18 protein-coding genes and 1 pseudogene are annotated in these 23,376 nt (G+C 74.6%); 9 read left to right on the forward strand and 10 right to left on the reverse strand.

Annotated elements, in window-relative coordinates; all coding sequences use genetic code 11:
* Positions 1 to 58 precede the first annotated feature (58 nt).
* Positions 59 to 1,843, forward strand: coding sequence for an N-acetylglutaminylglutamine amidotransferase (locus tag AC5L34_RS26775; RefSeq protein ID WP_441177914.1), 1,785 nt, complete (start codon positions 59 to 61; stop codon positions 1,841 to 1,843).
* 37 nt (positions 1,844 to 1,880) lie between these two features.
* Here the strand turns inward: AC5L34_RS26775 and AC5L34_RS26780 are convergent, their stop codons facing one another.
* From AC5L34_RS26780 to AC5L34_RS26810, 7 genes and pseudogenes are all read right to left on the reverse strand, one after another.
* Positions 1,881 to 3,014 (reverse strand): carboxylate-amine ligase, encoded by a 1,134-nt coding sequence (locus AC5L34_RS26780; protein ID WP_441177913.1) that lies wholly within the window; start codon positions 3,012 to 3,014, stop codon positions 1,881 to 1,883.
* Positions 3,015 to 3,281: 267 nt separating this feature from the next.
* Positions 3,282 to 6,134: a DUF5682 family protein gene (locus AC5L34_RS26785; RefSeq protein ID WP_494827516.1), complete on the reverse strand. Its 2,853-nt coding sequence runs from the start codon at positions 6,132 to 6,134 to the stop codon at positions 3,282 to 3,284.
* The gene (locus AC5L34_RS26790; protein WP_101410573.1) at positions 6,131 to 7,243 is read right to left on the reverse strand and encodes an ATP-binding protein; all 1,113 of its coding nucleotides are present in this window, start codon (positions 7,241 to 7,243) and stop codon (positions 6,131 to 6,133) included. Before AC5L34_RS26790 ends, AC5L34_RS26785 begins: the two co-directional genes overlap by 4 nt.
* 14 nt (positions 7,244 to 7,257) lie before the next feature.
* Positions 7,258 to 8,496, reverse strand: a complete 1,239-nt coding sequence (locus tag AC5L34_RS26795) for a VWA domain-containing protein (protein ID WP_494827591.1) — start codon at positions 8,494 to 8,496, stop codon at positions 7,258 to 7,260.
* Positions 8,497 to 8,520: 24 nt separating this feature from the next.
* Positions 8,521 to 8,790, reverse strand: a pseudogene (locus AC5L34_RS26800) (VWA containing CoxE family protein); the annotation flags it as partial.
* Positions 8,787 to 10,193, reverse strand: coding sequence for a hypothetical protein (locus AC5L34_RS26805; protein WP_441177910.1), 1,407 nt, complete (start codon positions 10,191 to 10,193; stop codon positions 8,787 to 8,789). The pseudogene AC5L34_RS26800 and the gene AC5L34_RS26805, both read right to left, overlap by 4 nt.
* Positions 10,193 to 10,699, reverse strand: a complete 507-nt coding sequence (locus tag AC5L34_RS26810; RefSeq protein WP_441177909.1) for a hypothetical protein — start codon at positions 10,697 to 10,699, stop codon at positions 10,193 to 10,195. The genes AC5L34_RS26805 and AC5L34_RS26810 overlap by 1 nt, the downstream gene beginning before the upstream one ends.
* A 449-nt stretch (positions 10,700 to 11,148) precedes the next feature.
* Between AC5L34_RS26810 and fxsA the strand changes: the two genes are divergently transcribed.
* From fxsA to AC5L34_RS26825, 3 genes are read left to right on the forward strand one after another with little or no spacing between them, the layout of a single operon-like run.
* The gene (gene fxsA, locus AC5L34_RS26815; protein WP_158241992.1) at positions 11,149 to 11,340 is read left to right on the forward strand and encodes an FxSxx-COOH cyclophane-containing RiPP peptide; all 192 of its coding nucleotides are present in this window, start codon (positions 11,149 to 11,151) and stop codon (positions 11,338 to 11,340) included.
* Position 11,341: 1 nt separating this feature from the next.
* Complete coding sequence (locus AC5L34_RS26820) at positions 11,342 to 12,595, forward strand: FxsB family cyclophane-forming radical SAM/SPASM peptide maturase (protein WP_441177908.1); 1,254 nt, start codon at positions 11,342 to 11,344, stop codon at positions 12,593 to 12,595.
* Between the two features lie 4 nt (positions 12,596 to 12,599).
* Positions 12,600 to 14,369, forward strand: coding sequence for an aKG-HExxH-type peptide beta-hydroxylase (locus AC5L34_RS26825; RefSeq protein WP_494827519.1), 1,770 nt, complete (start codon positions 12,600 to 12,602; stop codon positions 14,367 to 14,369).
* Between the two features lie 138 nt (positions 14,370 to 14,507).
* Here the strand turns inward: AC5L34_RS26825 and fxsT are convergent, their stop codons facing one another.
* Together fxsT and AC5L34_RS26835 are read right to left on the reverse strand one after the other, a co-directional pair.
* A complete protein-coding gene (gene fxsT / locus AC5L34_RS26830) occupies positions 14,508 to 18,419 on the reverse strand; it encodes an FxSxx-COOH system tetratricopeptide repeat protein (RefSeq protein ID WP_494827520.1) in 3,912 nt (1,303 codons plus the stop codon).
* A 16-nt stretch (positions 18,420 to 18,435) separates the two neighbouring features.
* Positions 18,436 to 19,668 (reverse strand): TIR-like protein FxsC, encoded by a 1,233-nt coding sequence (locus tag AC5L34_RS26835; RefSeq protein ID WP_441177905.1) that lies wholly within the window; start codon positions 19,666 to 19,668, stop codon positions 18,436 to 18,438.
* A 188-nt stretch (positions 19,669 to 19,856) separates the two neighbouring features.
* Between AC5L34_RS26835 and AC5L34_RS26840 the strand changes: the two genes are divergently transcribed.
* From AC5L34_RS26840 to AC5L34_RS26855, 4 genes are all read left to right on the forward strand, one after another.
* Complete coding sequence (locus tag AC5L34_RS26840; protein ID WP_088999901.1) at positions 19,857 to 20,237, forward strand: ArsR/SmtB family transcription factor; 381 nt, start codon at positions 19,857 to 19,859, stop codon at positions 20,235 to 20,237.
* Complete coding sequence (locus tag AC5L34_RS26845) at positions 20,234 to 20,875, forward strand: SRPBCC family protein (RefSeq protein WP_494827522.1); 642 nt, start codon at positions 20,234 to 20,236, stop codon at positions 20,873 to 20,875. The genes AC5L34_RS26840 and AC5L34_RS26845 overlap by 4 nt, the downstream gene beginning before the upstream one ends.
* A 67-nt stretch (positions 20,876 to 20,942) precedes the next feature.
* The gene (gene ybiA, locus AC5L34_RS26850) at positions 20,943 to 21,503 is read left to right on the forward strand and encodes a riboflavin biosynthesis intermediates N-glycosidase (protein ID WP_441177903.1); all 561 of its coding nucleotides are present in this window, start codon (positions 20,943 to 20,945) and stop codon (positions 21,501 to 21,503) included.
* 134 nt (positions 21,504 to 21,637) lie between these two features.
* Positions 21,638 to 22,150 (forward strand): NUDIX domain-containing protein, encoded by a 513-nt coding sequence (locus tag AC5L34_RS26855; RefSeq protein ID WP_441177902.1) that lies wholly within the window; start codon positions 21,638 to 21,640, stop codon positions 22,148 to 22,150.
* Between the two features lie 9 nt (positions 22,151 to 22,159).
* Here the strand turns inward: AC5L34_RS26855 and AC5L34_RS26860 are convergent, their stop codons facing one another.
* Positions 22,160 to 22,699: an RNA 2'-phosphotransferase gene (locus AC5L34_RS26860; RefSeq protein ID WP_441177901.1), complete on the reverse strand. Its 540-nt coding sequence runs from the start codon at positions 22,697 to 22,699 to the stop codon at positions 22,160 to 22,162.
* 161 nt (positions 22,700 to 22,860) lie between these two features.
* On the opposite strand from AC5L34_RS26860, the gene smpB reads away from it, so the two are divergent.
* Entirely contained in the window at positions 22,861 to 23,355 is a 495-nt protein-coding gene (smpB, locus tag AC5L34_RS26865; RefSeq protein WP_088999896.1) for an SsrA-binding protein SmpB, read from the forward strand.
* The last annotated feature ends 21 nt before the right edge of the window (positions 23,356 to 23,376 follow it).

A 23,376-nucleotide genomic window follows, 5' to 3' on the forward strand; every position in this document is an offset into this window, starting at 1 on the left:
CGCCGACGGGAGTGATCACGGTGGGTCCGACGCCCCGCAAGCCCGGTGACCACTGACCATGTGCGGCATCAGCGGCGAGGCGAGGTTCGACGGATCGACGCCGGACGCCGACGCGGTGACCCGGATGACCGAGGCGATGCGCTCCCGGGGCCCCGACGGTGAGGGCCTGTTCGACGACGGCTGGGTGATCCTCGGGCACCGCCGCCTCACCGTCATCGACCTCACCGAGGCCGGCTCCCAGCCGATGGTCCGCGACGACCTGGGGCTGGCGCTGGTCTTCAACGGCTGCGTCTACAACTACCCGCAGCTGCGCGAGGAGTTGCGCGGCGCCGGGCACACCTTCCACTCCACCAGCGACACCGAGGTCGTCCTGGTGGCGTACGCGCAGTGGGGCGAGCGCTTCGTCGACCACCTGGTCGGCATGTTCGCCGTCGTGCTCGTGGACCGGCGGCGGCGCCGGCTCGTGCTGGCCCGCGACCGGCTCGGCATCAAGCCGCTCTACCTCGCCGAGTCACCCGGGCGGCTGCGCTTCGCCTCCACCCTGCCGGCGCTGCTGCGCGCCGGCGACGTGGACACCTCGATCGACCCCGTGGCGCTGCACCACTACCTCTCCTGGCACTCCATCGTGCCGGCGCCCCGCACCGTCCTGCGCGGCATCCGCAAGCTGCCCCCGGCCACCGTGCGCGTCGTCGAGGCCGACGGGCGCAGCCGCCAACACGTGTACTGGCGGCCCGACTACGCCCGGGACCCCGCCCACGCCGGCATGGACGCCGAGGACTGGCGGGCGGCCGTCGGGGACGCGCTGCGCGAGGCGGTACGGCGACGGCTCGTCGCCGACGTCCCCGTCGGTGTGCTGCTCTCGGGCGGCCTGGACTCCAGCATGATCGTGGCCCTGCTCGCCGAGGCCGGGCAGCAGCACCTGCGGACCTTCAGCATCGGCTTCGACAGCCGCGGCGGCGAGGCCGGCGACGAGTTCCACTACTCCGACCTGGTCGCCCGCGCCTTCGACACCGACCACCACCGCATCCGGCTCGCCGACGACGACCTGGTCCCGGCCGTACGACGGACCGTCCACGCCATGACCGAGCCGATGGGCAGCCACGACGTGGTCGCCTTCCATCTGCTCTCCGAGCAGGTGGCCCGGCACGTGAAGGTGGCCCAGTCCGGCCAGGGCGCCGACGAGGTCTTCGCCGGCTACGGCTACCACCAGCCCCTGACGCGGGTGCCCCTCGACGGCGCGGCGGCGGCCTTCGCCGAGGCGTTCTTCGACCGCGACCACGCCGAGCTGAACCGGGTGGTCGACCCCGCGTACGCCTGCGACCGCGACGCCAGCCGCGAGCTGCTCGCCGCGGACCTGGCCGCGCCCGGCGCCCAGACGGCGCTGGACGCGGTGCTGCGCCTGGACACCCACCTGATGCTGCCCGACGACCCGGTGAAGCGGGTGGACAGCATGAGCATGGCGTGGGGGCTGGAGGTGCGCACCCCGTTCCTGGACCAGGACCTGGTCGCCCTGGCGGCGGCCTGCCCGCCCGAGCACAAGGTGGCCGACGGCGGCAAGGGCGTACTCAAGGCGGTGGCCCGTCAGGTGCTGCCCGCCGAGGTGATCGACCGGCCGAAGGGCTACTTCCCGGTGCCGGCGCTGCGCAACGTCGACGGCCCCGTACGGCAGCTCGTCGCCGAGGCCCTCGCCGCGCCCGCCGCCCGCGAGCGCGGCCTGTTCCGCCGCGAATACGTCGCCGAGCTGCTGGCGGAGCCGGATCGGGCGCAGGCCGCCGCCGGCAGCAACAAGCTCTGGCAGCTCGGCCTGCTGGAACTCTGGCTACAGTCCCACGACGTCCGCTGACCGCGCCGCCCCGGGGGCGTCATGGCAACGGGACGGCTCAGCCGGCGCGGGTCTCGGTGGCGAGATGGTCCAGGACGGCGCGCACGTCGTCGCCCGTGCGGGCCATGACGCGGCGTTGCCTGGTGGCGCCGTTGCCGTCGCGGCGCAGCCGGAGCAGTTGGTCGCGTACGTAGTCGAGGTCGCCGTGGCGGGCCAGGGCCGGCGTGACCGTGTCGACGAGCTCCCCGACCATGTCCCAGGCGGGACGGGCGATGCCGGCGCGCAGGTCGATGAGGTCGCCCTCCAACCCGTCGTGGGCGGCCCGCCAGTGCGCGGCGGAGACGAGGCAGTCGCGGATCCGCCGGGCGGGGACCCCGGCACGGGCGTCGTCGGCCAGCGTCGCGACGAGCGCCCGGACCAGCCCGGCGACCAGCACGGCGTCGTCCACGGCGGGGCAGACGTCGCCCACCCGCACCTCCACCGTGGGGTACGCGGCCGACGGGCGGGCGTACCAGTAGACCATCGCCGCGTCGAGCATGATCCCGGCGTTGATCAGCTCCGCCACCGTCGCGTCGTAGTCGGCGACGGACTCGAAGTGCGGGGTCGGCCCGATGCTGGGCCAGCGTTCCAGCTGCATGGAACGCCAACTCGCGTGCCCGGTGTCGCGGCCGTCGTGCAGCGGCGAGTTGGCGGTGATCGCCTGCACCACCGGCAGCCACGGTCGCAGGTGGTTGCAGACCTGGATGGCCAGTTCGCGGTCGGCCATCCCCACGTGCACGTGGCAGCCGCACACGGCCGGATCGTGCGCCACCGGCCCGAACCGCCGGGACATCGCGTGGTAGCGCGGTTTGTCCGGCACCGTCCGGTGCGGCTCGTGCACGGGCGTGGCGCCGACCGCGACGAGCCGGGCCCCGGCGGCCTCGGCCGCGTCGCCGACCGAGCGACGCAGCGCCACCAGGTGGGCGCGCAGCTCGGCCAGGTCGGCGGTGACGGGCGTGACCATCTCCACCATGCTGTGCCGGAACTCCTGCCGGCTCTGGTCCCGGGCGCTGCCGGACAGCGCGGCGAGCACCCGGTCGGCGACCGGCAGGCTTTCCCCCGTGTCCGGGTCGAGCAGGAGGTACTCCTCCTCGACCCCCAGCGTCAGCGTCGCAGTGTCGGAGGCGGTGGCAAGTGTCGGACGGTACGTCATGGGCGCGGCGTCCGTTCGTCGGGCGGCGCGCCGGGCGCCGCGCTGCCGGACGACCCGGATTCCCGGCCCGCCGACCGGGAAACGCGCAGGCCAGGACGCGGTCCGCCGGCCGGGCCACAGGCCGTCCCGACGCGCCGGACCGCCGGGCCGCAGGCCGCCGAGCCGCAGGCCGCCGGGCCGCCGAGCGGCCGAGCCGCAGGCCGCCGAGCCGCAGGCCGGCCCGACGCGCCGGGCGGCCAGGCCGGCACCCGCTCTCGCGGCCGGCGGTCAGCGCGGGGTCGCCGCCAACAGGCCGGCCACCGCGTCGGTGGTCTCCGGATGCGCGGCCAGCAGGGCGGTCAGGCCGGCGGACGCGGCGGCGTCGCCGTCCGGCTCGCGCCAGCCGCCGTCGCAGCCGAGCAACGCGGCGACGGCGTCGACGCTCTGCGGGTTGGCCGCCAGCAGGGCGGCCACCGGACCGGACACCACGGCGGCGAGCGGCGACGTCGGCGGGGTCGGGGCCGACCATGGCGGCACCCAGGCGTCCAGCGCGGCCAGCGAGCCGGGGAACGTACGCCCCGCCTCCCGCACCAGCAGCGGCACCAGCTCCGCACCGTGCTCGCGCAGGGTGGTGATCAACGTGGGGAGCCACGGCAGCAGGACCGGGTCGGGCAACCGGGCGAACGCGGACGACATCACCTCCACGACGAACGGGGCGAGCCCCGGCACCGGCTCCAGGGCCTGCACGAAGCCGCTGAGGTACTGCGGGAAGGCGGGCACCACCAGCGGATTGCCGAGCAGCTCGGCACACCGTTCGCGCAACTCGGCCAGCGGCAGCAGGCCCAGTTGGTGACGGGCGGCCCAGAGCAGCGCCACCTTGGCCGGCGCCTCCGGGTGCGACTGCGCGACGGCGAGTTCGAGCTGGGAGCGGTCGCAGCCCAGGGAGAGCGCCAGGCTCTCCATGCCGAACAGGAAGCCGAGCATGGCGCCGACCTGACGTACGCCGCTGTCCTCGTCGAGGAACGCGGTGGGCAGCAGCGTGCAGTAGTGCGCGTACCCCGTGGTCACGAACGCCTCGCACCAGGCCGGCAGCGGCCCGGTGGCGCGGTGGTGGGCCAGCAGCCGCCGGATCCGGCGCAGCACCTCGGGGGCGTCGTCGACGGTGCGTTCGGCGGCCAGCAGCTCCACCGCGCGGGTGCCGAGCTCGTCGACCAGGCGCGGGCTGTCGAGCAGCCGGATGGCGTCCTCGACGGCCCCCAACGCCACCGAGGCCGTCGCGTCCGGGCCCCGTACGGCGCGGCGCAGGCGCTGCTCCAGGACCTGCTCGACGGTCACCCCCTCGTAGCCCAGCTCGATGAGCGAGCGCTGGTTGCGGCCGAGCGCCAGGTCCCAGCTCTCCTGGATCGAGCGCTGCCCCAGCCGGCGCTCGCCCATGATGGGCCGGACCGCGTCGGACGGCAGCAGGTGCCGCAGCCGCCACAGCAGATCCGAGCACGGCACCAGCTCGGGGCTGGCCCGCAGGTCCACCAGGGCCCGCTGAATGGTGCGCTTCTCCAGGTCGAGCCCGAGGGGGGCGAGCCGGTCGTGGACGTCGCGGGCGAGCGGCGGAAGGGCCTCGTAGCCCACCTGGCCGACCCGGTCGCCGCCGAACAGGATCTCGCACAGCCGGCGGACGTCGCGGCGGCCCGGGACGACGTCCTTCTCGATGCAGGTGACCGCCGCGTCGGCGAAGTCGTACGGCGTGGGGCGGGCGCGGTTGCGCAGGCCGGCGAGGAGGATCGAGGTCTCGAAGACGGCGATCGCGTCGGCGGTGCTGGCCAGGTAGCCGTTGCGCCGGGCAAGCCGGACGATGTCGACGCACCAGCCCCGCAGCTCCGCCTCGTCCAGGCCCTGCGCCACCGGCGGCCGGGCGAGGTAGCCCGAGAGCCGGTCGGCGAGGCCGGCGGCGGGCGCGGGGGCCGCGGTGGCCCGGCGGCGGCCGGCGGTGCGGGTGCGGCCGCCGCGCTGCCCTTCCAGGCGGAACGGGGCCAGCCCGGTGCGGGCGACCGCCTTGGTCCAGGTGGCGGCGGCGATCGACACCGAGCCGGGGGCGAGGCCGAACTGCGCCTCAATGGCGGAGTGGCTCGACGGAATCAGGCCGTAGTGCCACCGGGTGTCGGTGCGGGGACCGATGTCGAACGGGGCGTCGGCCCGCAGCCCGAACTGCTCCACCCGGCTGGCGGCGTGGAACGCGCCGCAGACGTAAAGGCAGTCGGCGGGGTCGGCGCCGGAGGCCGCGAGGTGCTGCCGCATCCGGGTCCACATGTAGCGCTCGCGGTCCTCGTCCCGGTCCCGGGCGTCCGACCCGGCCGGACGCAGCCGCCGGAACAGGCTGCCGATCAGCACCATCACCTGCCGGTAGGTGTCGTGGTCGGCGTCGGCCAGCGGCTGCTCGACGTACTGGTCCCACCACTCCGACCAGTGCCGGACCTTGCCGTGGTGCAGCAGGTACGCCTCCAGCTCCGCGAAGCGGGGCCGCAGGTCGCCGATCTCGACGCCGATCGCGTCGCCGTGCAGGGCCGCCTCCTCCCCCGCCGGCGTGGCGGTCTCGACGTCCCCGCCGGACGGGGCCTCTCCGGCGGTGCCGGGCGGGACCTTGTCGGCGGTGCCGGGCGGGCGGGGCAGCCACTGGAAGACGTGGTCCGTGGAGCGGTCCACCAGCACCAGCTCGACGCCCGGCGTCTCCAGCGCGTACGCGATGGCCTGGTATTCGGCGCTGGCCTCGGTGATCGGCGCGACCACGCTGAGCGGCCCCCAGTCGGCCGGAAAGCCGTCCAGCTCCGAGGCGAACGCCTGCACGGCGACCGGGAGGCGGCAGTTGCGCAGCTCGCCCAGCAGCGGCTGGAGGTCCTCGCAGAGCTCCAGGTAGATCACCTTCGGCTGCTTCGCCCGCAGCCTGCGCACCATGGCCAGCGCCGACGACGGGGAGTGGTGGCAGACCGGGAAGATCTCCAGCTCCTCGCCGAGGGCACGGTCGACGTCGTCGACGATGCCGGCGAGGATCTCCGCGACGGCGTCCGAGCTGCCGGCGAAGGTGCTGGCGGCGGCGGTGAGCTGCTCGCGCAGCGCGCCGAACGGCCCGGGGGTGGTGGGGGCGGTCACGACAGGGCGGCGATCGCCTGGCGGCCACCGTCGAGGAAGCCCTCCCAGCCGCCGCCGTCCTGCTTGGCGCGCGGCTCGACCACCCCGTGCAGGTACTTGTTGAGGATCGCCAGGTCCTCCGGGCTGCGGCGGGCCAGCGAACCCACCAGCGATCCGGCCAGCGTCGCGGCGCGCAGGGTGCGGTCGCCGAAGAACTGACTGTGCAGGATGGCGTCCTCCAGGACACCGATCTGCTCGGCGGTGGACAGCGCCGACTCCAGCTTCTCGTCGTCGCTGGTCGCCGAGGAGGCGGCGGCGCGCAGGTCGGCGAAGCTCTGGAGCAGGATGTCCAGCAGGGTCGGCGGCACGTCCAGGGTGATCTGGTGACGGCGCAGCAGCTCCTCGGTGCGGAAGCGGACGATCTCGGCCTCGCTACGCTTGTTGGTCACCACCGGGATCCGGACGAAGTTGAACCGCCGCTTGAGCGCCGAGGAGAGGTCGTTCACGCCCCGGTCCCGGCTGTTCGCGGTGGCGATGATCGAGAAACCGGGCTTGGCGAAGACGATGTTGTCGTGGTCCAGCTCCGGGATGGAGACGTACTTCTCCGACAGGATCGAGATCAACGCGTCCTGCACGTCGCTCGTGGAACGGGTCAGCTCCTCGAACCGGCCGACGGTGCCCTGCTCCATCGCCGTCATGATCGGCGAGGGGATCATCGACTCCCGGGACTGGCCCCGGGCGATGACCATGGAGACGTTCCACGAGTACTTGATGTGGTCCTCGGTGGTGCCGGCGGTGCCCTGGACCACCAGCGTCGAGTTGCGGCAGACGGCGGCGGCCAGCAGCTCGGCCAGCCAGCTCTTGCCGGTGCCCGGGTCGCCGATCAGCAGCAGGCCCCGGTCCGACGCCAGGGTCACGATGCTGCGTTCGACGAACGTGCGGTCGCCGAACCACTTCTGCGGGATCTCCCGGTCGAGCCCGTCGGCCCGTTCCGAGCCGAGGATGAACAGTCGGACCATCCGTGGGCTCAGCCGCCACGAGAACGGCTTCGGGTCGGTGTCGACCGACTCCAGGAAGTCGAGTTCCTCGGCGTACTTGACCTCGGCGGGGGCACGCAACATCTCGGACATGAGGGGTTGTTCTCCTAGGTGAGGAAGCTCTTGAGCTCGAAGACGAGTTTGCGGATGTGGCCGGAGATCACCGGCGTGCCCAGGTCCTTGAAGCGTTGCCGGAACCAGGGGTTGACGCTCTGCTGGCCCGAGCTGTTGACCGAGCCGACCGGGATGAAGCGCACGCCGGAGCGGTGCACGGCCTCGATGCCGTCGAACAGCGGCTGGGAGCGGTCGAACTCGTAGAAGTCCGAGATCCACACCATGACCGTGTTCCGCGGCTCGACGATCTTCGGGCGGGCCAGCGCCATGGCGACCGGCCCGTCGTTGCCGCCGCCCAGCTTCGTACGCAGCAGCACCTCGAACGGGTCGTGCACCCACGGCGTGAGGTCCAGCGCCCGCGTGTCGTACGCGATCAGGTGCACGTCCACCTTGGGCAGGCCGGCGAAGATCGACGCGAGGATGGTGCAGTTGACCATCGAGTCGACCATGGAGCCCGACTGGTCGACCACCACGATGAGCCGGGCCGGGGTGACCCGGCGGGCGGTCTGCCGGTAGTAGAGCCGGTCGACGTAGAGGCGCTCGTCCTCCGGGCTCCAGTTGGTCAGGTTCTGCCAGATCGTGCGGTCCAGGTCGAGGTTGCGGTAGACCCGCTTGGGCGGCACGGACCGGTCGACGACGCCGACGCTGGTCTGTGCGACCTGCGTACGCAGCACCTCGGCGACCTCGTCGACGAAGCGCCGGATGAGTGCCTTGGCGTTGGCCAGGGCCACCCCGGAGAGGTTGGCCTTGTCCCGCAGCAGCTGCTCGATCAGCGACATGCTCGGCGTCAGCCGGCTCGCCAGCACCGGGTCGGCGAGCACCTCCCGCAGGTGCATCCGGCGGACCAGGTCACCCTCGAGGCCGGCCAGCACCCCGCCCAGGCCGTCGCCGCCGCCCTGCCGGCGCAGCCCGCCCGGTTCCAGTCCGAGCGCCTGCTCGAACCAGCCGGCGTCGGACTGCCACCGGGCCAGTTGGCCGGCGTCGACCGGCCCATGGCCGGTGGCGAAGACGTTGAGCAGCAGCTTCGACACCAGGGCGGCGCGGCGTACCTCGGCGGCGCCGGGCGCACCGGATGCGCCCGGCGGCCCGTCGCCTTCTTCCTCGGCAGCCGGCGCGTCAGGCAGGTCAGCGGCCGCAGGGACGTCGGGCAGGTCAGCGGCCGCAGGGACGTCGGGCAGGTCAGCGGCCGCAGGGACGTCGGGCAGGTCAGCGGCCGCAGGGACGTCGGGCAGGTCAGCGGCCGCAGGGACGTCGGGCAGGTCAGCGGCCGCAGGGACGTCGGGCGTCGGGCTGAGCAGGCCGCGCAGCTCGTCGGCGACGGCCGGGAAGCGCTGGACGACGGTGTCCACCGAGACCGCCGGGTCCAGCAGGGCGGCCGGCAGGCCGAGGTCGTCGACGACCGCCATGCTGGCCGATTCCAGGGTGGGCTGCTCCTCGGGATCGAAGAGCCGGGCCAGCAGCCGCCAGTAGAGCACCTGACGCCGGTTGGCGTCGGTGAGGTCCGCGGGGTTCGGGGTGTCGGTCATCGGCGCAGCAACCGTCCCGCGCGCTCGCGCAGCACCGCCACGGCATCGCCCGCCTTGGCCTCGGCCTTGGCGATCTTCGGATCGGTGACGCCGCCCGCCCAGTCGCCGGTGTGCACGTCGACCGGCCGGCGCTTGACGGTGGCCCGCACGGCCAGGGGTTGCAGCAGCCACCGACCGTCGTCCCACCGCAGCAGGCCGAGGCAGGCGGAGGAGGTGGCCACCAGCTCGGGGGTGAGCGGGCCGCAGGAGGGCAGCCGGTCGACCGCGACGTCGATCGCCTGCCCGTCGAGCGCGAAGGTCGTCGTGCCGTCGTCGTCGCGCACGGTGTAGCCCTCCACCAGCACGGGCTCGGCGATCCCCACGGGGTGCCGCTCCAGCGGCGCCGACGCCGTCGCGACCGCCGCCGGCAACAGCACGCGGGCGGTGGCGAACGGGTCGGCGGGCTCGCCGGGTCGCACCCGCTCGTCGTGCCAGATCAGGTCCGCGCCGCGCAGCGGCAGGCCGGTGACCGTCACACTGCGCCGCTCGGCCAGCGCGGCCAGCAGCACGGGATGGGCGTCCAGCAGGCGCCACAGCGCCGGGCCGACGATCGTCTCGACCTTGACCGCGCCGACCGCGCTGCGGACGAGCCGGGGCGGCCCGCCGTCGGCCGGTTCGAGGATCGCGTGCAGTTGCGCCTGCACGGCGGTGTCGTGCTCGTGCACGTCGACGCCGAGCACGAGCAGCCGCCCGGAGACCTCCTCGACGGCCGTCGGGACGGCGGCGGCCGCCGCGTCCTGGGCGAGCAGCACACCCCGGGCCCAGAGATCGGCCCAGCGCCGGACCGGCGGCTGCGCCATCGTGGCCACCGGCACGCAGGCCCGCAGCTCGGCGGCGAGGCCGTCGAGCAGCACGGCCAGCCTGCGGAGGTGGGGCTCGGCGAGGGCCGCCTCGACCGGCGCCCCGGCCGCGGCCACGAGTTCGTGGTCGAGGCCGGCCCACCCGGTCACCGCAACCTCGTGCAGCCAGGCGCGCGCGCCGGCGCGGGCCGGGGACCCGTCACCCGCGGCCTCGACCGGGCCGGGGGTCCAGGGGGTGCGGGTCCTGCCCAGCGCGGCGTCGAGCTGCCCGAGCAGCGCGTCGTGGGCGGCGCCGAGCAGCGCGCACCGGGCGCCGGCGAGGGCGAGCAGGTGTTCCTCGGCGACCGAGCCGGCGGTGACCTTGGCGGCCGCCTCGGCGAGCCGGTCGCCGAGCGGGGTGGCGGCCAGCGCGCCCGCCAGGGCGGCCAGCGCGGCGGCGTCGTCCGCACCCACCCGGGCGAGGCCGCGGACCAGGGCGTCGTCGAGGCCGGTGACCAGGTCGAGGGCGTCGGCCAGGCCGGTCGGCGTGTCGTCGCGCAGGACGGTGAGCTGTGTGCCGAGCATCAGCGAACCGTCCCGGTGGCCGGGAACCAGTGCAGCTCGGGCAGGGGGACCGTGCTGCCGGGCAGTTCCAGGTAGGACAGGTGGCGCAGGAAGCGGCTGAACACGACGGCGGCGGGGGTCGGCTCGTGCCGCCCGTCCAGGGCGGCGAGCAGCTCCCGGGCGCTGTCCGCCCCCGCGCCGACGTCGACGCGCAGGTAGCGGGCCACCCGGTCGCCGCCGTACTGGAGCAGTGCCTCGTCGGCCAGGGCGTGCAGGTGCTTGCAGGGCGCGCCGCGCAGCCCGCCGCAGGGCCGGTTGTTGTTGGTGCTGCAGTGGTAGGCGTGGGTGCCGGAGGCGATCGACGACACGTAGACCCGGTCGACGTCCGACCCGCTGGAGACCACTCCCTGCAACCGCCCGTCGGCCAACTCGACGAAGGGCACCTTGGCCAGCTTGCGGGGCCGCGAGGGCGGCACCACCCGCACCGTGCTGCGCCGTCGCCACGCGGTCCGTTCCGCGTCAGCCACTGTCCGACCTCCCGTCCGCCGCTCCGCGCAGCCCGTGACGACCCGGACGCCGGAAGGGTCGCCGGCGTCGCTGTGACGACAAGGATCATGGACCACGGGTACGACACGACCCTGAGTCGGGTTTACGGACGGTGGTCGCTGCGGAGGCCGCCGCGCCCCTATGCTTCGGACACCGACGCCGACGGGAGGCGGAATGTCACCGGTCATCGCGGTCGTGGGCAGTGCCGGTGCCACCCGGGTCCACCGCCTGTCACCGCGCGCCGCCGGACGCGTCCCCGTGGCCGGACACACCGGCGGCGGTTCGGTCGGCCGGGGCCGTCGGGGTGCCGCCGACGCCCACCCCGGGGTGCGGTGTCGGGCCGTCGGGACAGGCACCCGATGGTGTAGAAAAGGCGGGGTGAGCGCAGCGATGACGCGCGGCAGGACACATGGTCGCCGGACGGTCCACCGTGGCTGAGACCGAGCTGCCGCCACCGTCGGTCGACACGGGGGCCGCCCTGGTGCGGCTGGGGGACGTACCGCTGGCCGACCTGCTCGCCGGTGCCGGCGACGGCGTGCTGGCCCACGTGCTCGGCACGCTCGTGGCCGGCGACGAGCCGGGCCGGCAGCTCGACGTGTCGGCGTTCGAGTCGAGCTTCTGACGTGTCCGCCGACGCCCCGACGTCGGCCGCCCCACCCCACCCTGACCACGCCGATCCGCCGACCCGGGTCCGGCAGCTCGTACTCAAGGTGCACAGCCGCTGCAACCTGGCGTGCGACCACTGTTACGTCTACCGCAGCGCCGACCAGCGGTGGCGGGAGCGGCCACGGATGATCGCGCCGGGCACCGTGGCCCAGGTCGCGCGGCGCCTCGGCGAGCACCTGGCACGGCACGGCCCCGACCGGGTACGCGTCGTGCTGCACGGCGGCGAGCCGCTGCTGGCCGGCCCGGCGACCCTCGACCGGACCGTACGCACCCTGCGGGCGGCACTGCCCCCGGGAGCGTCGCTCGACGTCGGCGTGCAGACCAACGGCGTACTGCTGGACGAGGAGTTCCTGGCGCTGTGCCACCGCCACGACATCGACGTCGGGGTGAGCCTCGACGGCGACCGGGCCGCCAACGACCGGCATCGCCGCTACCCCGACGGACGGGGCAGTTTCGCCGACGTGGCCGCCGCGCTGCGGCTGCTCGACCACCCGCGGCACCGGTCGCGCTGGGCGGGGCTGCTCTGCACGGTCGACCTGGCCAACGATCCGGTGGACGTCTACGAGTCGCTGCTCGCGTTCGACCCGCCCCGCCTGGACCTGCTGCTGCCGCACGGCAACTGGACCGCTCCCCCGCCCGGGCGCCGGCCGGGCGGCACCGACACCCCGTACGGCGACTGGCTGGTGGCCGTCTTCGACCGCTGGTACGCCACGACGCCCCGCCGCACCGGGATCCGGTTGTTCGAGTCGCTGATCGCGCTGCTGCTCGGCGGCCGCAGCGGCACCCGGGCGGTGGGGTTCGCCGAGCCCGACGTCATGACGATCGAGACCGACGGCACCATCGAGGGCACCGACACCCTGAAGACGACCGACGACGCGTCGATGCGTACCGGCCTCGACGTCTTCCGCCACTCCTTCGACGAGGCGCTGCGGCACCCGTCGCTGGCGGGCCGGCCGACCGGTCCGGCCGCCCTGGCCGCCGCGTGCCGGGCCTGCCCCGTGCTCAGCGCCTGCGGTGGCGGCCTGTACGCGCACCGCTTCCGCGCCGGCGCCGGGTTCGCGCACCCCTCGGTCTACTGCCCCGACCTCTACCGGCTGATCCGACACGTACGACGGGTGGTGGCCGCGGACGTCGACGCCCTGCGCCGCCGCGCCCTGGCCGCTTCGCCCGACGCCGCCCCAGCCCGGCGGCCTGCCTCGCGACGGCGGTGAGCCGGTGGTGCTCTCCCCCGCCCAGCTCGCCGGCCTCGCCGCGGGGCACGGTGACGACGCCACGCTCGAGGTGCTGCGCGTCGGTCAGCTCGGCCGGCGGCGGCTGCTGACCGTCGCCGCCGCGCGCGCGGGCGGGACCGGTTCGCCGGCCGCGCAGTGCCTCGCCCTGCTCACCCTCGCCGAGCGGGCGGATCCGGCGGCCGTCGCCCACGTCCTGGCACACCCGCCGGTCACCGGCTGGGCCACCGACGCCCTGCACGGCCGCCCCGACACGGCCTACCTGGGCGGGCTGGCGGCAGCCGCCGCCCTGCGCGCGGGCCTTCCCTTCACGCTCGCCGTGCCCTGCCCGCGGGGTGCGCTGCTGCTGCCCACGGTGGGCGGCGCGGTCGGGCTCGGCGCCGGCACCGCAGTCGTCCGCGGCAGGGGACGGCGCTACGACCCCGGGTCGGCCGGCGACGGTCGACCGCCGCCGGGGTTGTCGGTGTACGGGCCGGCCGGCGCCGTGCACGCCACCGACGGGTCGGGCGACGGTCACGCCCCGGCACGCGGGTGGCTGCCGAGCCGCCGGCTCACCCCGGGCCGCGACGCGCCCCCGGCCCAGGTGCTCGTCGACGACCAGGATCCGCACCGGAGCCGCTACCACCGACCGCCGACGAGCCGCCTGGACGACGCCACGGCGGACCGGCTCGACCGGCTGACCGGGCAGGCGTGGCACTGGCTGACCGACCGGCTGCCGGCGCACGCCCGGGGCCTGGCCACGCTGCTGCGTACGCTGGTGCCGCTCACGCCGGCGCCGTCCGGGCACCCGGTGAGCGCCACCAGCCGTGCCGCACTGGGTGCCATCGCGCTCTCCGTGCCGGCCGACCCGCAGACACTCGCGCTGCTGCTGGTGCACGAGTTGCAGCACACCAAGCTGGGCGCGCTGCTGGACCTGCTGCCGCTGCACGCGCCGGGCGGTCCGGCCCGCTACCGGGCGCCGTGGCGGTGGGACCCCCGCCCCGTCGGCGCGCTGTTGCAGGGCGCGTACGCCCACCTCGGGGTGGCCGAGGTGTGGCGCTGCCGGCGGCACGAGGACGTCCGCTGCGCGTTCGAGTACGCGTACTGGCGGGTGCAGACCGCGCGGGCCGTCGCGCAGCTCGCCGGCAGCGCGGAGCTGACGGACGACGGGCGGGCCTTCGTGGCGGGCATGGCCGGCACCCTGCGCGGCTGGGAGCCCGCCGGCGACGCGCGGGTCGAGGCCGCGGCGCGCGACGTCGCGGACGGCGGGGCGGTGCGCTGGGCGCTGGCCAACCTGGCCCCCGAAGACGACGCCGTGGCGGAGGTGGCGTACGCGTGGCGGAGGGGTCGGCGCCCGCCCCCGATCGCCGCACCCGCCGTCGTGCCCGGCCCGGCCCGGCCCGCGTCGACCGGCGACACCGGCCCGGAGGCGGCGGTGCGGCGGCGGCTGCTGGCGACGGACCACGGCGGTACGGGCACCAGCCCCAGCGAGGCGGAACGGGTGGACCACGCCGACCGGTCGTACGCGGCGGGTGACACCGGGGGCGCCCTGGCCGGCTACCGCCGCCGGCTCGCCGTGGATCCCGGGGACGCCGACGCGCTGGTCGGCGTCGCGCTGGTCGCCGGACGGCTGGGGCGTACCGCCGCCGCGCGGGTGCTGACCGCCCGCGCCGACCTGGTCCGGACGCTGTGCCACCGGCTGCCCGGCGCCGACCCCCTGGCGGTCGCGACCTGGCTGGCCGGCGACCCCGACGAACCACTGCCACCGGAACGCTGATACCTGTCCGGTATCGGACGAACGGACTACACCGCCGTCGCGAGATCCGGCGCAGCCAGTCACGGTCTGTGAAGCAGACCGCAGCGCTCGTCCAGGCCGGGCACGGACCGGCCCGGGCGCTCAGAGCAGGGCGGGCGCTCAGAGCAGGGCGGGCTCGATGTAGCCGTTGAACCGGTCGCGCTGGCGGGCCTGGACCACCCGCGGGTTGTCGCCACCGAACAGCTGCACCAGTTGGCCGAACGCGTCGTCGTAGAGGGCGCGGCCGGCGTCGGCCTCGCTCTCGGTGGCGATCCTGCTGACCGCGAGGTTGAGCGCCGCCGAGACGCTGTCCGGGTGCTCGGCGCCGAGGGCCCGGATCAGCTCGACGTACGCGGTGGTGTCCAGCAGCAGGGCGGCGTCTCGCTCGCCGAGCGCGAACAGGTCGTTGGCGAGGTTGAGGGTGGCGAGCAGGGTGTGCGGGTGCCGCTCGCCGAGGCTGGCGAGCAGCTGGTCGCGGACCCGCTGGGCAAGGTCGAGCGCCTGCGGGTGTTCGCCGCCCTTGCGCAGGAACACGCCGAGGTTGTTGAGGCAGGCCAGGGTGATGGCGTGGTCGGCGCCGAGGACCTCGGTGTACGCGTCGCGCAGCCGCCGCGCCATCCGCAGCGCGGTCGGGTTGTCGCCCACCGCCGACCAGGTGGTCGCGAGCGCCATCTCGCAGGAGAGGGTGTCGGCGTGCTCGCCGCCGAGGGTGCGCTGGTAACGCACCACCGTGCGTTCCAGCACCCGGTGCGCGTCGGCGAAGCGGCCGAGCTGGCGCAGGGTCAGTGCCAGCTCCTTGGCGGTACGCAGGGTCTCCGGATGGTCGGGGCCGATGATCTTCTGCTGGTTGGCGGAGGTGCGTTGCAGGACGCTGTGCGAGCGCCACAGCTCCCCGGTGTCGCGCAGCCCCCGGCCGTAGTTGCTGGCGGAGGCGAGAGTGGACGGGTCCTCGTCGCCGAAGCGTTCCCGGCGCCGCTCGTAGATGTGCTGGTCGAGCTGGGCCGCCTCCCGGAAGTGGCCGACGAGCCGCAGCGAGACGGCGAGGTTGTTCTCGGCGGTCAGCGTACGGCCGCTGTCCTCGCCGAAGCTGCGGACGCTCAGCTCCAGGGTTCGTCGGTCGCGCTGCTCGGCGTCGTGGTAGCGGCCCTGGGCACGCAGGTCGGCCCCGAGGCTGCGAGCCGTCATCAGGGTGTAGAGGTGGTGCTCGCCGAAGATCCGCCGCTGCCGGTCGTAGACGTCCTGGTCGATGTCGAAGGCCAGGTCGAACAGGCTCTGCGCGCGCAGGACGTTGGCCAGGTGGAACCGCATCCGCAGCTTGGTGGGGTCGTCCTCGTCGGTGTCGCGCCAGCGTTCCAACGCGTCCTCGGCCAGCGAGCGCGCGGCCTCGTAGTCCCCGCGCCGGTAGAGGTAGCGCACCGTGTCGGCGACGAGCTGGCGGGCCTCCTCGGCCGTCGACTCGTGCAGCGCCGAGGGACGTACGTGCGGCCACAGCTCGGCGTAGCGCGGCCAGTTGGCCGGCTTGTCCGGGTCGCGGGGGCTGGCGGCGGCGAGCAGCGACTGGGCCTGGCGACGGGTCTCGGCGGGGTCGTCGAGCTGGTCCTTGATGACCAGCTGCACCAGCCGGTGGATGCGGACGGTGTTGTTCTCCGCGTCGACCTGGGCGAGGCCGTAGCGGCCCAGCTCGGCGGTGACCAGCCCCTGCAGGATCGGGTCGGTGAGGGTGGGGTCGAACGGGGCCATGAAGACGGCGAACCGCTCGCCGGTGAGCATCGCGACCGGGATCGGCTCCGGCGCGTAGTACGAGCACAGCTCCAGCAGGCGCGCGGCGGCGGGCTTCTCCTGCCGCAGCTGGCGCAGGGTGACCAGCCAGGTCGCGGCGAGCGTCTTGGAGTACCCGGCCGACTGCCGGCCCTCCAGGATGCGCAGCAGGCCGGGGGTGTCCAGCGAGGCGAGGTACTGCTGCACGGGCAGCGCCGTGGCCCGCAGGTAGGCCGCGCCCTGCTCCACCGCCAGCGGCAGGTCGCCGAGCTTCTCCGCGACCTGGGTCGCCTCCTCCTCGGTGAGGCCGCGGACACGGTCGCGCAGCAGCTGGACGCTCTCCACCCGGTCGAAGACGGTCAGCTCCGTGGCGCCCGCGTACTCGCTCCAGGTCTGGTCGCGCGTGGTGAGCAGGACGTGCCCGGGGCCCTGCGGCAGCAGCGCCCGGGTGGCCCGCGACGGCTCGTCGGCGTTGTCCATGACGATCAGCCAGCGCCGGCCGGGGCCGCCCCGGCGTAGCGCGTCGAGCACCCGCCGGACCGCCTCGCCACCGCCGCCGGCGCCGAGCCCCATCGCCTCGGCGAGGTCGGCCAGCCCGCCCCGGATCCGTTCCTCGCTGTCGGCAGGGATCCACCAGACGATGTCGTAGTCGCGGGCGAAGCGGAGCGCGTACTCGGCGGCGAGCTGGGTCTTGCCGACCCCGCCGAGGCCGTGGATCACCTGCACGCCGGAGGCGGGCGAGGCGATCAGCCGGTCGCGCAGCGCCTCCAGCTGCGCCGCGCGGCCGACGAAGGTGGTGCCGTGCTGGCGCACGTTCCACACCGCCGGGAACGATCCGGGGAACCGGCCGACCGCCCGGGCGGTCACCGCGTGCGCGGGTGCGCCCGCCTCCTCGAGCAGCAGGGTCCGGGCGGTGCCGGCGTCGACGTCGCTGAGGTCGACCGGGGTGCGGTCGGTGTACGGCAGGGCTAGCCGGGACTCGTCGACCCGCAGCGGCACCAGCACGCCGGTGCCGGCGACCTGGTCCCGGCTGGCGGCGGCCTTCCACGCCTCCCCCGCCAGCGGCGTGGCCGCGAAGTGCCGGGTCAGCACGACCAGCACCCGGCTGGCGGCGGCGAGCGCCCGGTCGAACTCGGTGCGGCCACCCGCGCGGACCGGCACGTCGACCGCGCGCCGGTCCACCCGCAGCCCGGCCTCCTCGAGCTGGTCGCTGATCCACTCCGCCCAGAGCCGGTCCATCGAGGCGTAGCCGACCAGCACGGTCTGCTCGGCGGTGAGCCGGGACCGCTCGAACGCGGTCAGCGAGCGGCGCCGCTCCTCCTCCGGCATCGGCTCCAGCCGCGTGACCCGGCCACCGGTCACCACCGACGCGAGCTGCTCGTACGCCGCCAGCAGGGTGCCCGCCTGCTCCGGACGGTCGCCGAACGCGGCGAGGATCTCCTCGTAGGCGTAGAACGCGCGGTAGGGCACCTCGATGGTGTTCCAGTAGCGGGCCCGCGCGGCGTCGGAGAGGTGGTCGAGGAACGACGCGAACTCGGCCCGGACCAGGTCCCGGCCGGTCTCCAGCTTGCGCAGCTCGGCGTCCTCCACCCGGGTCGGCACCGGCACCAGCAGCGGTGGGTCGTCCGGGCGCTGGGCGCGGATCGAGCGGGCCACGGCCGACGCGCCCCGGATGCTCTGCGTCGACATGGTGAAGCAGTTGACGACGGTGTCGGGCAGCTGCACGGTGCAGATGCCGGCGACGTCGCTCAGGCCCGTACGGCTGTCGATCAGCACGATGTCGTACTCGGCGCGCATCTGCGCGCGGACCGCGTCGAAGAAGGCCGCCCCGCCCTGGCGTTCGTAGAAGTTCGACCAGTCGAAGGTGCTCACCAACCGCGAGTACGCCGAATCCTGCTGGCCGGCTGCCACGAAGTCGATGACGCCGCCGTGCGGGAACTCCCAGTTCAGCGAGACCGCCCGCCGCTGGATCTTGGCGTGCCCGGCGAGCAGTTCCTGCGGGTCGTCGCCGGGGTTGCGCTGCATCGTGGCCATCGAGTAATCCCAGATCATCTCGATGACCCCGGGGGTGGCGCGCAGCTCCGAGTCGCGCAGGAACGGGTGGAAGTAGCGGTGCAGGCCGGGCGACTCCAGGTCCCAGTCCACCACGAGCACCTGAAGGCCCTGGCTGGCCAGGATCCAGGCGACGTTGGCCAGCGCCATCGTGCGTCCCGTGCCGCCCTTGTACGAATAGAACGTGACGATCTGCCCGCGTGCCGCGTCGTTCACCGTCATCGGCTGCCCGCCTCCATCAGGGACCTTCGAGGATCGGGCGGTGCACCGGGCCGTCCGACGGCGGCTCCTGGTAGACCGTGCCCGTACGGTAGATGCGGCTCTGGGCCACGACCAGCGCGTCCTCCAGCTCGGCGTGGAACCGGCCGGCGGTGGCGATCTCCGGTCGCCACATCGCGGGATCGTTGCGCACGACGTGGTGCGACAGGACGCGCGCGAGGGTCTCCCACAACCGCTGGTTGCCGTCGGCCGCCGCGTCGTCGGCGGCCGTCCAGGGCACCAGCACCGGGGTGGTGGTGTCGGGGTCGCGGTCGTAGCCGACGAGGGTCAGCTCGTAGCGCGGCAGGCCGGCCGACCAGACGTCCACCACGAGCACGACGATCTGGTTGTGCGCCCGGGCCCACTCCCGCACCTCGGCGAGGTCGACGGCGTCCTCGACCGTCCAGCCGTAGCTCTTGGTGGTGGCGACCGCCCCGGCGTAGCTGCCGATCGGCGCCTCCAGCTCGGGGCGGTACGGCCGCCAGTCCCGGGCCAGCGCGCCGTAGCGTTCCTCCGCCCCGCTCCGGGTGCCGGCCAGCTCCGCCGCGCTGCCGGCGGCCAGAACGAACCAGACGTGCCGGGCGCTGGTCGATCGGGGCGACCGGGCTGCGGACGACCCGGGAGCCGGTCGCCGGCGCGTGGTCTCGAAGGCGCTGGTGACCTCGGCGAGTACCGGCCGTCGGGCGGGCCGGAGCAGGCGGTGGTCGCGGTCGGTCTGCACGATGTGCTTGGCCAGCGCGTCGACGAAGTCCTGGTATTCGTCGTGGTGCCGGCGGCGCTGCTTCAGGGTGAGCAGCCCGTCCTGGGCGTACACGGCGCCGGCCGGGAAGTTCTTGTGCTGGAAGCCGGTCAACGCCCCGGGCACGCGGTCGCAGGGGATCCAGCGGATCGGCAGCACGGCGGGGGGACGGCGGCGGAACTCCCGCTCGTGCGCGTCGACCCGGTCGGCGAAGACCCGGAACTCGCGTCCGCAGTAGTCACTGACCACGTAGCGGGGGGAGGTCAGCGCCACCAGGCAGGAACTGGTGGCGAGGGCGTCGGCCAACTCCTGCGACCAGGTTGCGCCGAGCGGCATCTGCCCGTCGACGAATCCCGCCTGGTCCCAGCCCACGCCGGCCAGCCGGGCCACCGCCTCGCTGAGATCGCCGAAGAACTCCTGCACCTGGCCGTTGCGGTTGTCCTCATGGGCGTAGCTCAGGAAGAAGAGTGGCACGCCCGCCTCCGCTCACGGGTTCCACGATCGTACGGAAAGTATATGTCCGTCGATGCCAGGGTAGCGTCGTGCGGATCTTCGCACCGACCCGTGGAGAGTCGTATCCCCGACGCTTCCGCGCAGGCGTCGGCGACACACCGCCACATCATGAGTCGCTTAAATAAGGCGCGGCTGATATAAAGGTTTCCGTGCACGCCTTCGACGTACTCGGTGACCCGGTGCGGCGTCGCATCCTCGAACTGCTCACCGACGGCGAGATGACCGCCGGCGGACTGTGCGACGTGATCCGGCGGGAGTTCGGCATCTCCCAGCCCGCGGTCTCCCAGCACCTGAAGGTGCTGCGGGACAACGGCTTCGCCACCGTCCGGGCGGAGGGGACCCGACGCCTCTACGCCGTCGACACCCGCCCGCTGCGGGAGGTCGACCGCTGGCTCGAGAACTTCCGGCGGTTCTGGACGCCGCCCCTGCACGCCCTCGCCACCGAGCTGGCCCGAGGCAAGCGCGAACGGCGGCTGCGCGAGCAGCCGCCCCCGACCGACGACACGACCGACCACGGGAGAGACCGATGATCGACGCGACCGAGCAGATCAACGCCGTACGCCGCCAGCTCGGCCGGCGGGTGCTGGAGGCCGGCGAGGCCCGGGTGATGACCATCAGCCAGACGTACGACGCGCCGCTGGAGGACGTCTGGGACGCCTGCAGCAACGCCGAACGCATCCCCCGCTGGTTCCTGCCCGTCTCGGGCGACCTGCGGCTGCACGGCCGCTACCAGCTCGAGGGCAACGCCGGCGGCACGGTCGAACGCTGCGACCCGCCGAAGAGCTTCGCCGCCACCTGGGAGTTCGGCGGCGAGGTGAGCTGGATCGAGGTGCGCCTGACGCCGGTGGAGGACGGTCGGACCCGGTTCGAGCTGGAGCACGTCGCGCACGTCGACCAGGAGCGCTGGGACCAGTTCGGTCCGGGCGCGCTCGGGGTCGGCTGGGACCTGGGACTGCTCGGGCTGGCCTCGCACCTCGCCGCCGACGGCAGCGGGGTCACCCCGCAGGAGAGCGAGGCCTGGATGGTCTCCGAGCAGGGCCGGCAGTTCGTCACGGCCAGCAGCGAGCGGTGGGGCGAGGCGAGCGTCGCCCACGGCACCGACGCCGGACAGGCACGGGCCGCCATGGAACGCACCACGGCGTTCTACACCGGCGCGCCGACGGCCTGACCGCGCGGAGCCGACGGGCCCGGAAATCGCGCGCGTTCCGTCGGACCCCTGCGGCAGACTCGCCGCCATGTCGCCTCGATCCGTCGACGAGCTCGTCGCCGCCGTCCGCGCCGGTGGGAAGATCCGCTACCTGTGCTTCTGGGGTCACCGACCGCAGCGCGACGGCAGCGTCGGGCCCGGCTGCCTGAGCCAGTGGTGGCCCGCCCCGTTCAGTGACGGCGAGCGGACCTACGCCACCGCCGAGCACTGGATGATGTGGCACAAGGCGATGCTGTTCGGCGACACCGCGGTCGCCGGGCGGATCCTGGCGGCCGGGCATCCCCACCGCGCCAAGTCGCTCGGCCGCCAGGTGCGCGGCTTCGACCAGGCGACCTGGGAGGCCCGGCGCCACGACATCGTGGTGGCGGGCAGCGTCGCCAAGTTCGGCCAGCACGACGACCTGCGGGAGTTCCTGCTCGGCACCGGCGAGCGGGTGCTCGTGGAGGCGAGCCCGGTCGACCGCGTCTGGGGCATCGGCCTGGCCGCCGACGACCCGCGCGCGGAGGATCCGGCGCGCTGGCAGGGCGCCAACCTGCTCGGGTTCGCCCTCATGGCGGCCCGCGACGCCCTGGGCGCGGGCCGCCCGTGAGCGCCGGGATCCGGCCCGGAGGAAGGCGGAGCCGCTCACCGCTCGTGCCCGTCCCCCGCCGTGGGGATGCGCCGTGGGGCGCGACGGGCGGCAGGTCGCGGGGGCGCCGGGCGCGCGGGGTAACGTGCTGCGGCATGACCGCCGCGGCGTACTCCCACTGCTCCTTCTGCGGCGCCGCCTACCCGGCGGCGACCGGGTGGCCGCGGATCTGCGCGGTCTGCGGCGAGACGGTCTGGCGTAACCCGCTGCCCGTCGCGGTGGCGGTGCTGCCGGTCCGCACGGCCCGGGGCCTCGGCGTGGTCGTCGTACGCCGCGACATCGAGCCGGCGCGCGGCCAGCTCGCGCTGCCGGGCGGCTTCGTCGAGTACGGCGAGGAGTGGCAGGAGGCGCTGGTGCGGGAGCTGTGGGAGGAGACGGGCCTGCGCGCCGACGCCGCCGACGCCCGGCTGCTCTCGGTGTACGGCGCTCCGGCCGGCGGCACGATGATGGTCTTCGGCGAGTTGCCCGAGCGGCCGGCCGAGGCGCTGCCCCCGTCGGCGCCGACCGAGGAGGCCACCGAGTGGCTGGTGCTCACCGAGCCGACGGAGCTGGCCTTCTCCACCCACACGAGGGTGCTCGCCGAGTTCCTCGCCCGACGCGCGGGCTGAGCCGGGCGCTCAGTCCGCCAGGTAGCGGGCGGGCACCGCGTCGGTGAGCCAGACGCCGTTGGCGCTGCGGTAGAAGGCGTGCCCGTCGCGGGCCATCGCCGCCGCGTCCACGGTCAACACCACCAGCTCGCCCGCCCGGCGCGCACCCACCCGCCGGGCCGTCGCCACGTCCGGCGACAGGTGGACGTGGTGCCGGCCGGCCCGGTGCAGGCCGCTGGCGCGGATCGAGTCGAGCGCGACGCGGCTGGTGCCGTGGTAGAGCCGCGCCGGCGGGTCGCTGGGCGTGAGGCCCAGGTCGACCGGGATCGAGTGCCCCTGGTTGGCGCGGATCCGCTCGGCGCCGTCGGCACCGCGTTCGACGGCGAAGCGCTGCTTGTCGTTGCCGGCCACCACGGCGTCCAGGTCGACGCGGTCGATCCGCAGCGCGGCGAGCAGGTCGTCGACGGGCACCCAGCCTGCCCGGTCGGGCGCGAGGCCGAAGCGGGCGGGCTCGTGCCGCAACGCCAGGGACATCCGCTTGCTCAGCCGCACCATCGTCCGATGATCCATTGGCGGAGTCTCCCCCGCCGGGCCCGGCCGGCGCCATCGGATTCGGCCACGGCGCCCCTCCTGCTGCGGCGACGCGGGAGGGCCGGGCCGAGCACCGCACGCCCGCCGCGAGCGGCGGTGGCGCGGGGAGGAACCGGCCGCGAGGCGATATCCTCGACCGGGTGAACGCGGCCCGGCAGACCGAGCGCAGGCTGATCGCCTCCAACAAGAAGGCGCGGCACGACTACACCGTCCTCAAGACCTACGAGGCGGGCATCGTGCTGGCCGGCACGGAGGTCAAGTCGCTGCGCGAGGGCCGGGCGTCGCTGGTCGACGCGTTCGCTCAGGAACGCGACGGCGAGCTGATGCTCTACGGTCTGCACATCGCCGAGTACGGCTTCGGCAGCTGGACGAACCACGCGCCCCGGCGCACCCGCAAGCTGCTGCTGCGCCGGGTGGAGATCGCCCGCATCCTGGAGCGGACCCGCGAGGGTGGCCTGACCCTGGTGCCCCTGTCGATGTACTTCTCGGGCGGCTGGGCGAAGGTCGAGCTGGCCCTGGCCAAGGGCCGCAAGTCGTACGACAAACGGCAGGCGCTGGCCGAGCGGGACGCCGAGCGGGAGATCGCCCGGGAGCTGGGCCGCCACCTCAAGGGCCGCACCGCGCGCCGGGGCTGACCGCCCCCTCGCCGCCACTCG

It is taken from the genome of Micromonospora sp. ZG13, assembly GCF_059359355.1.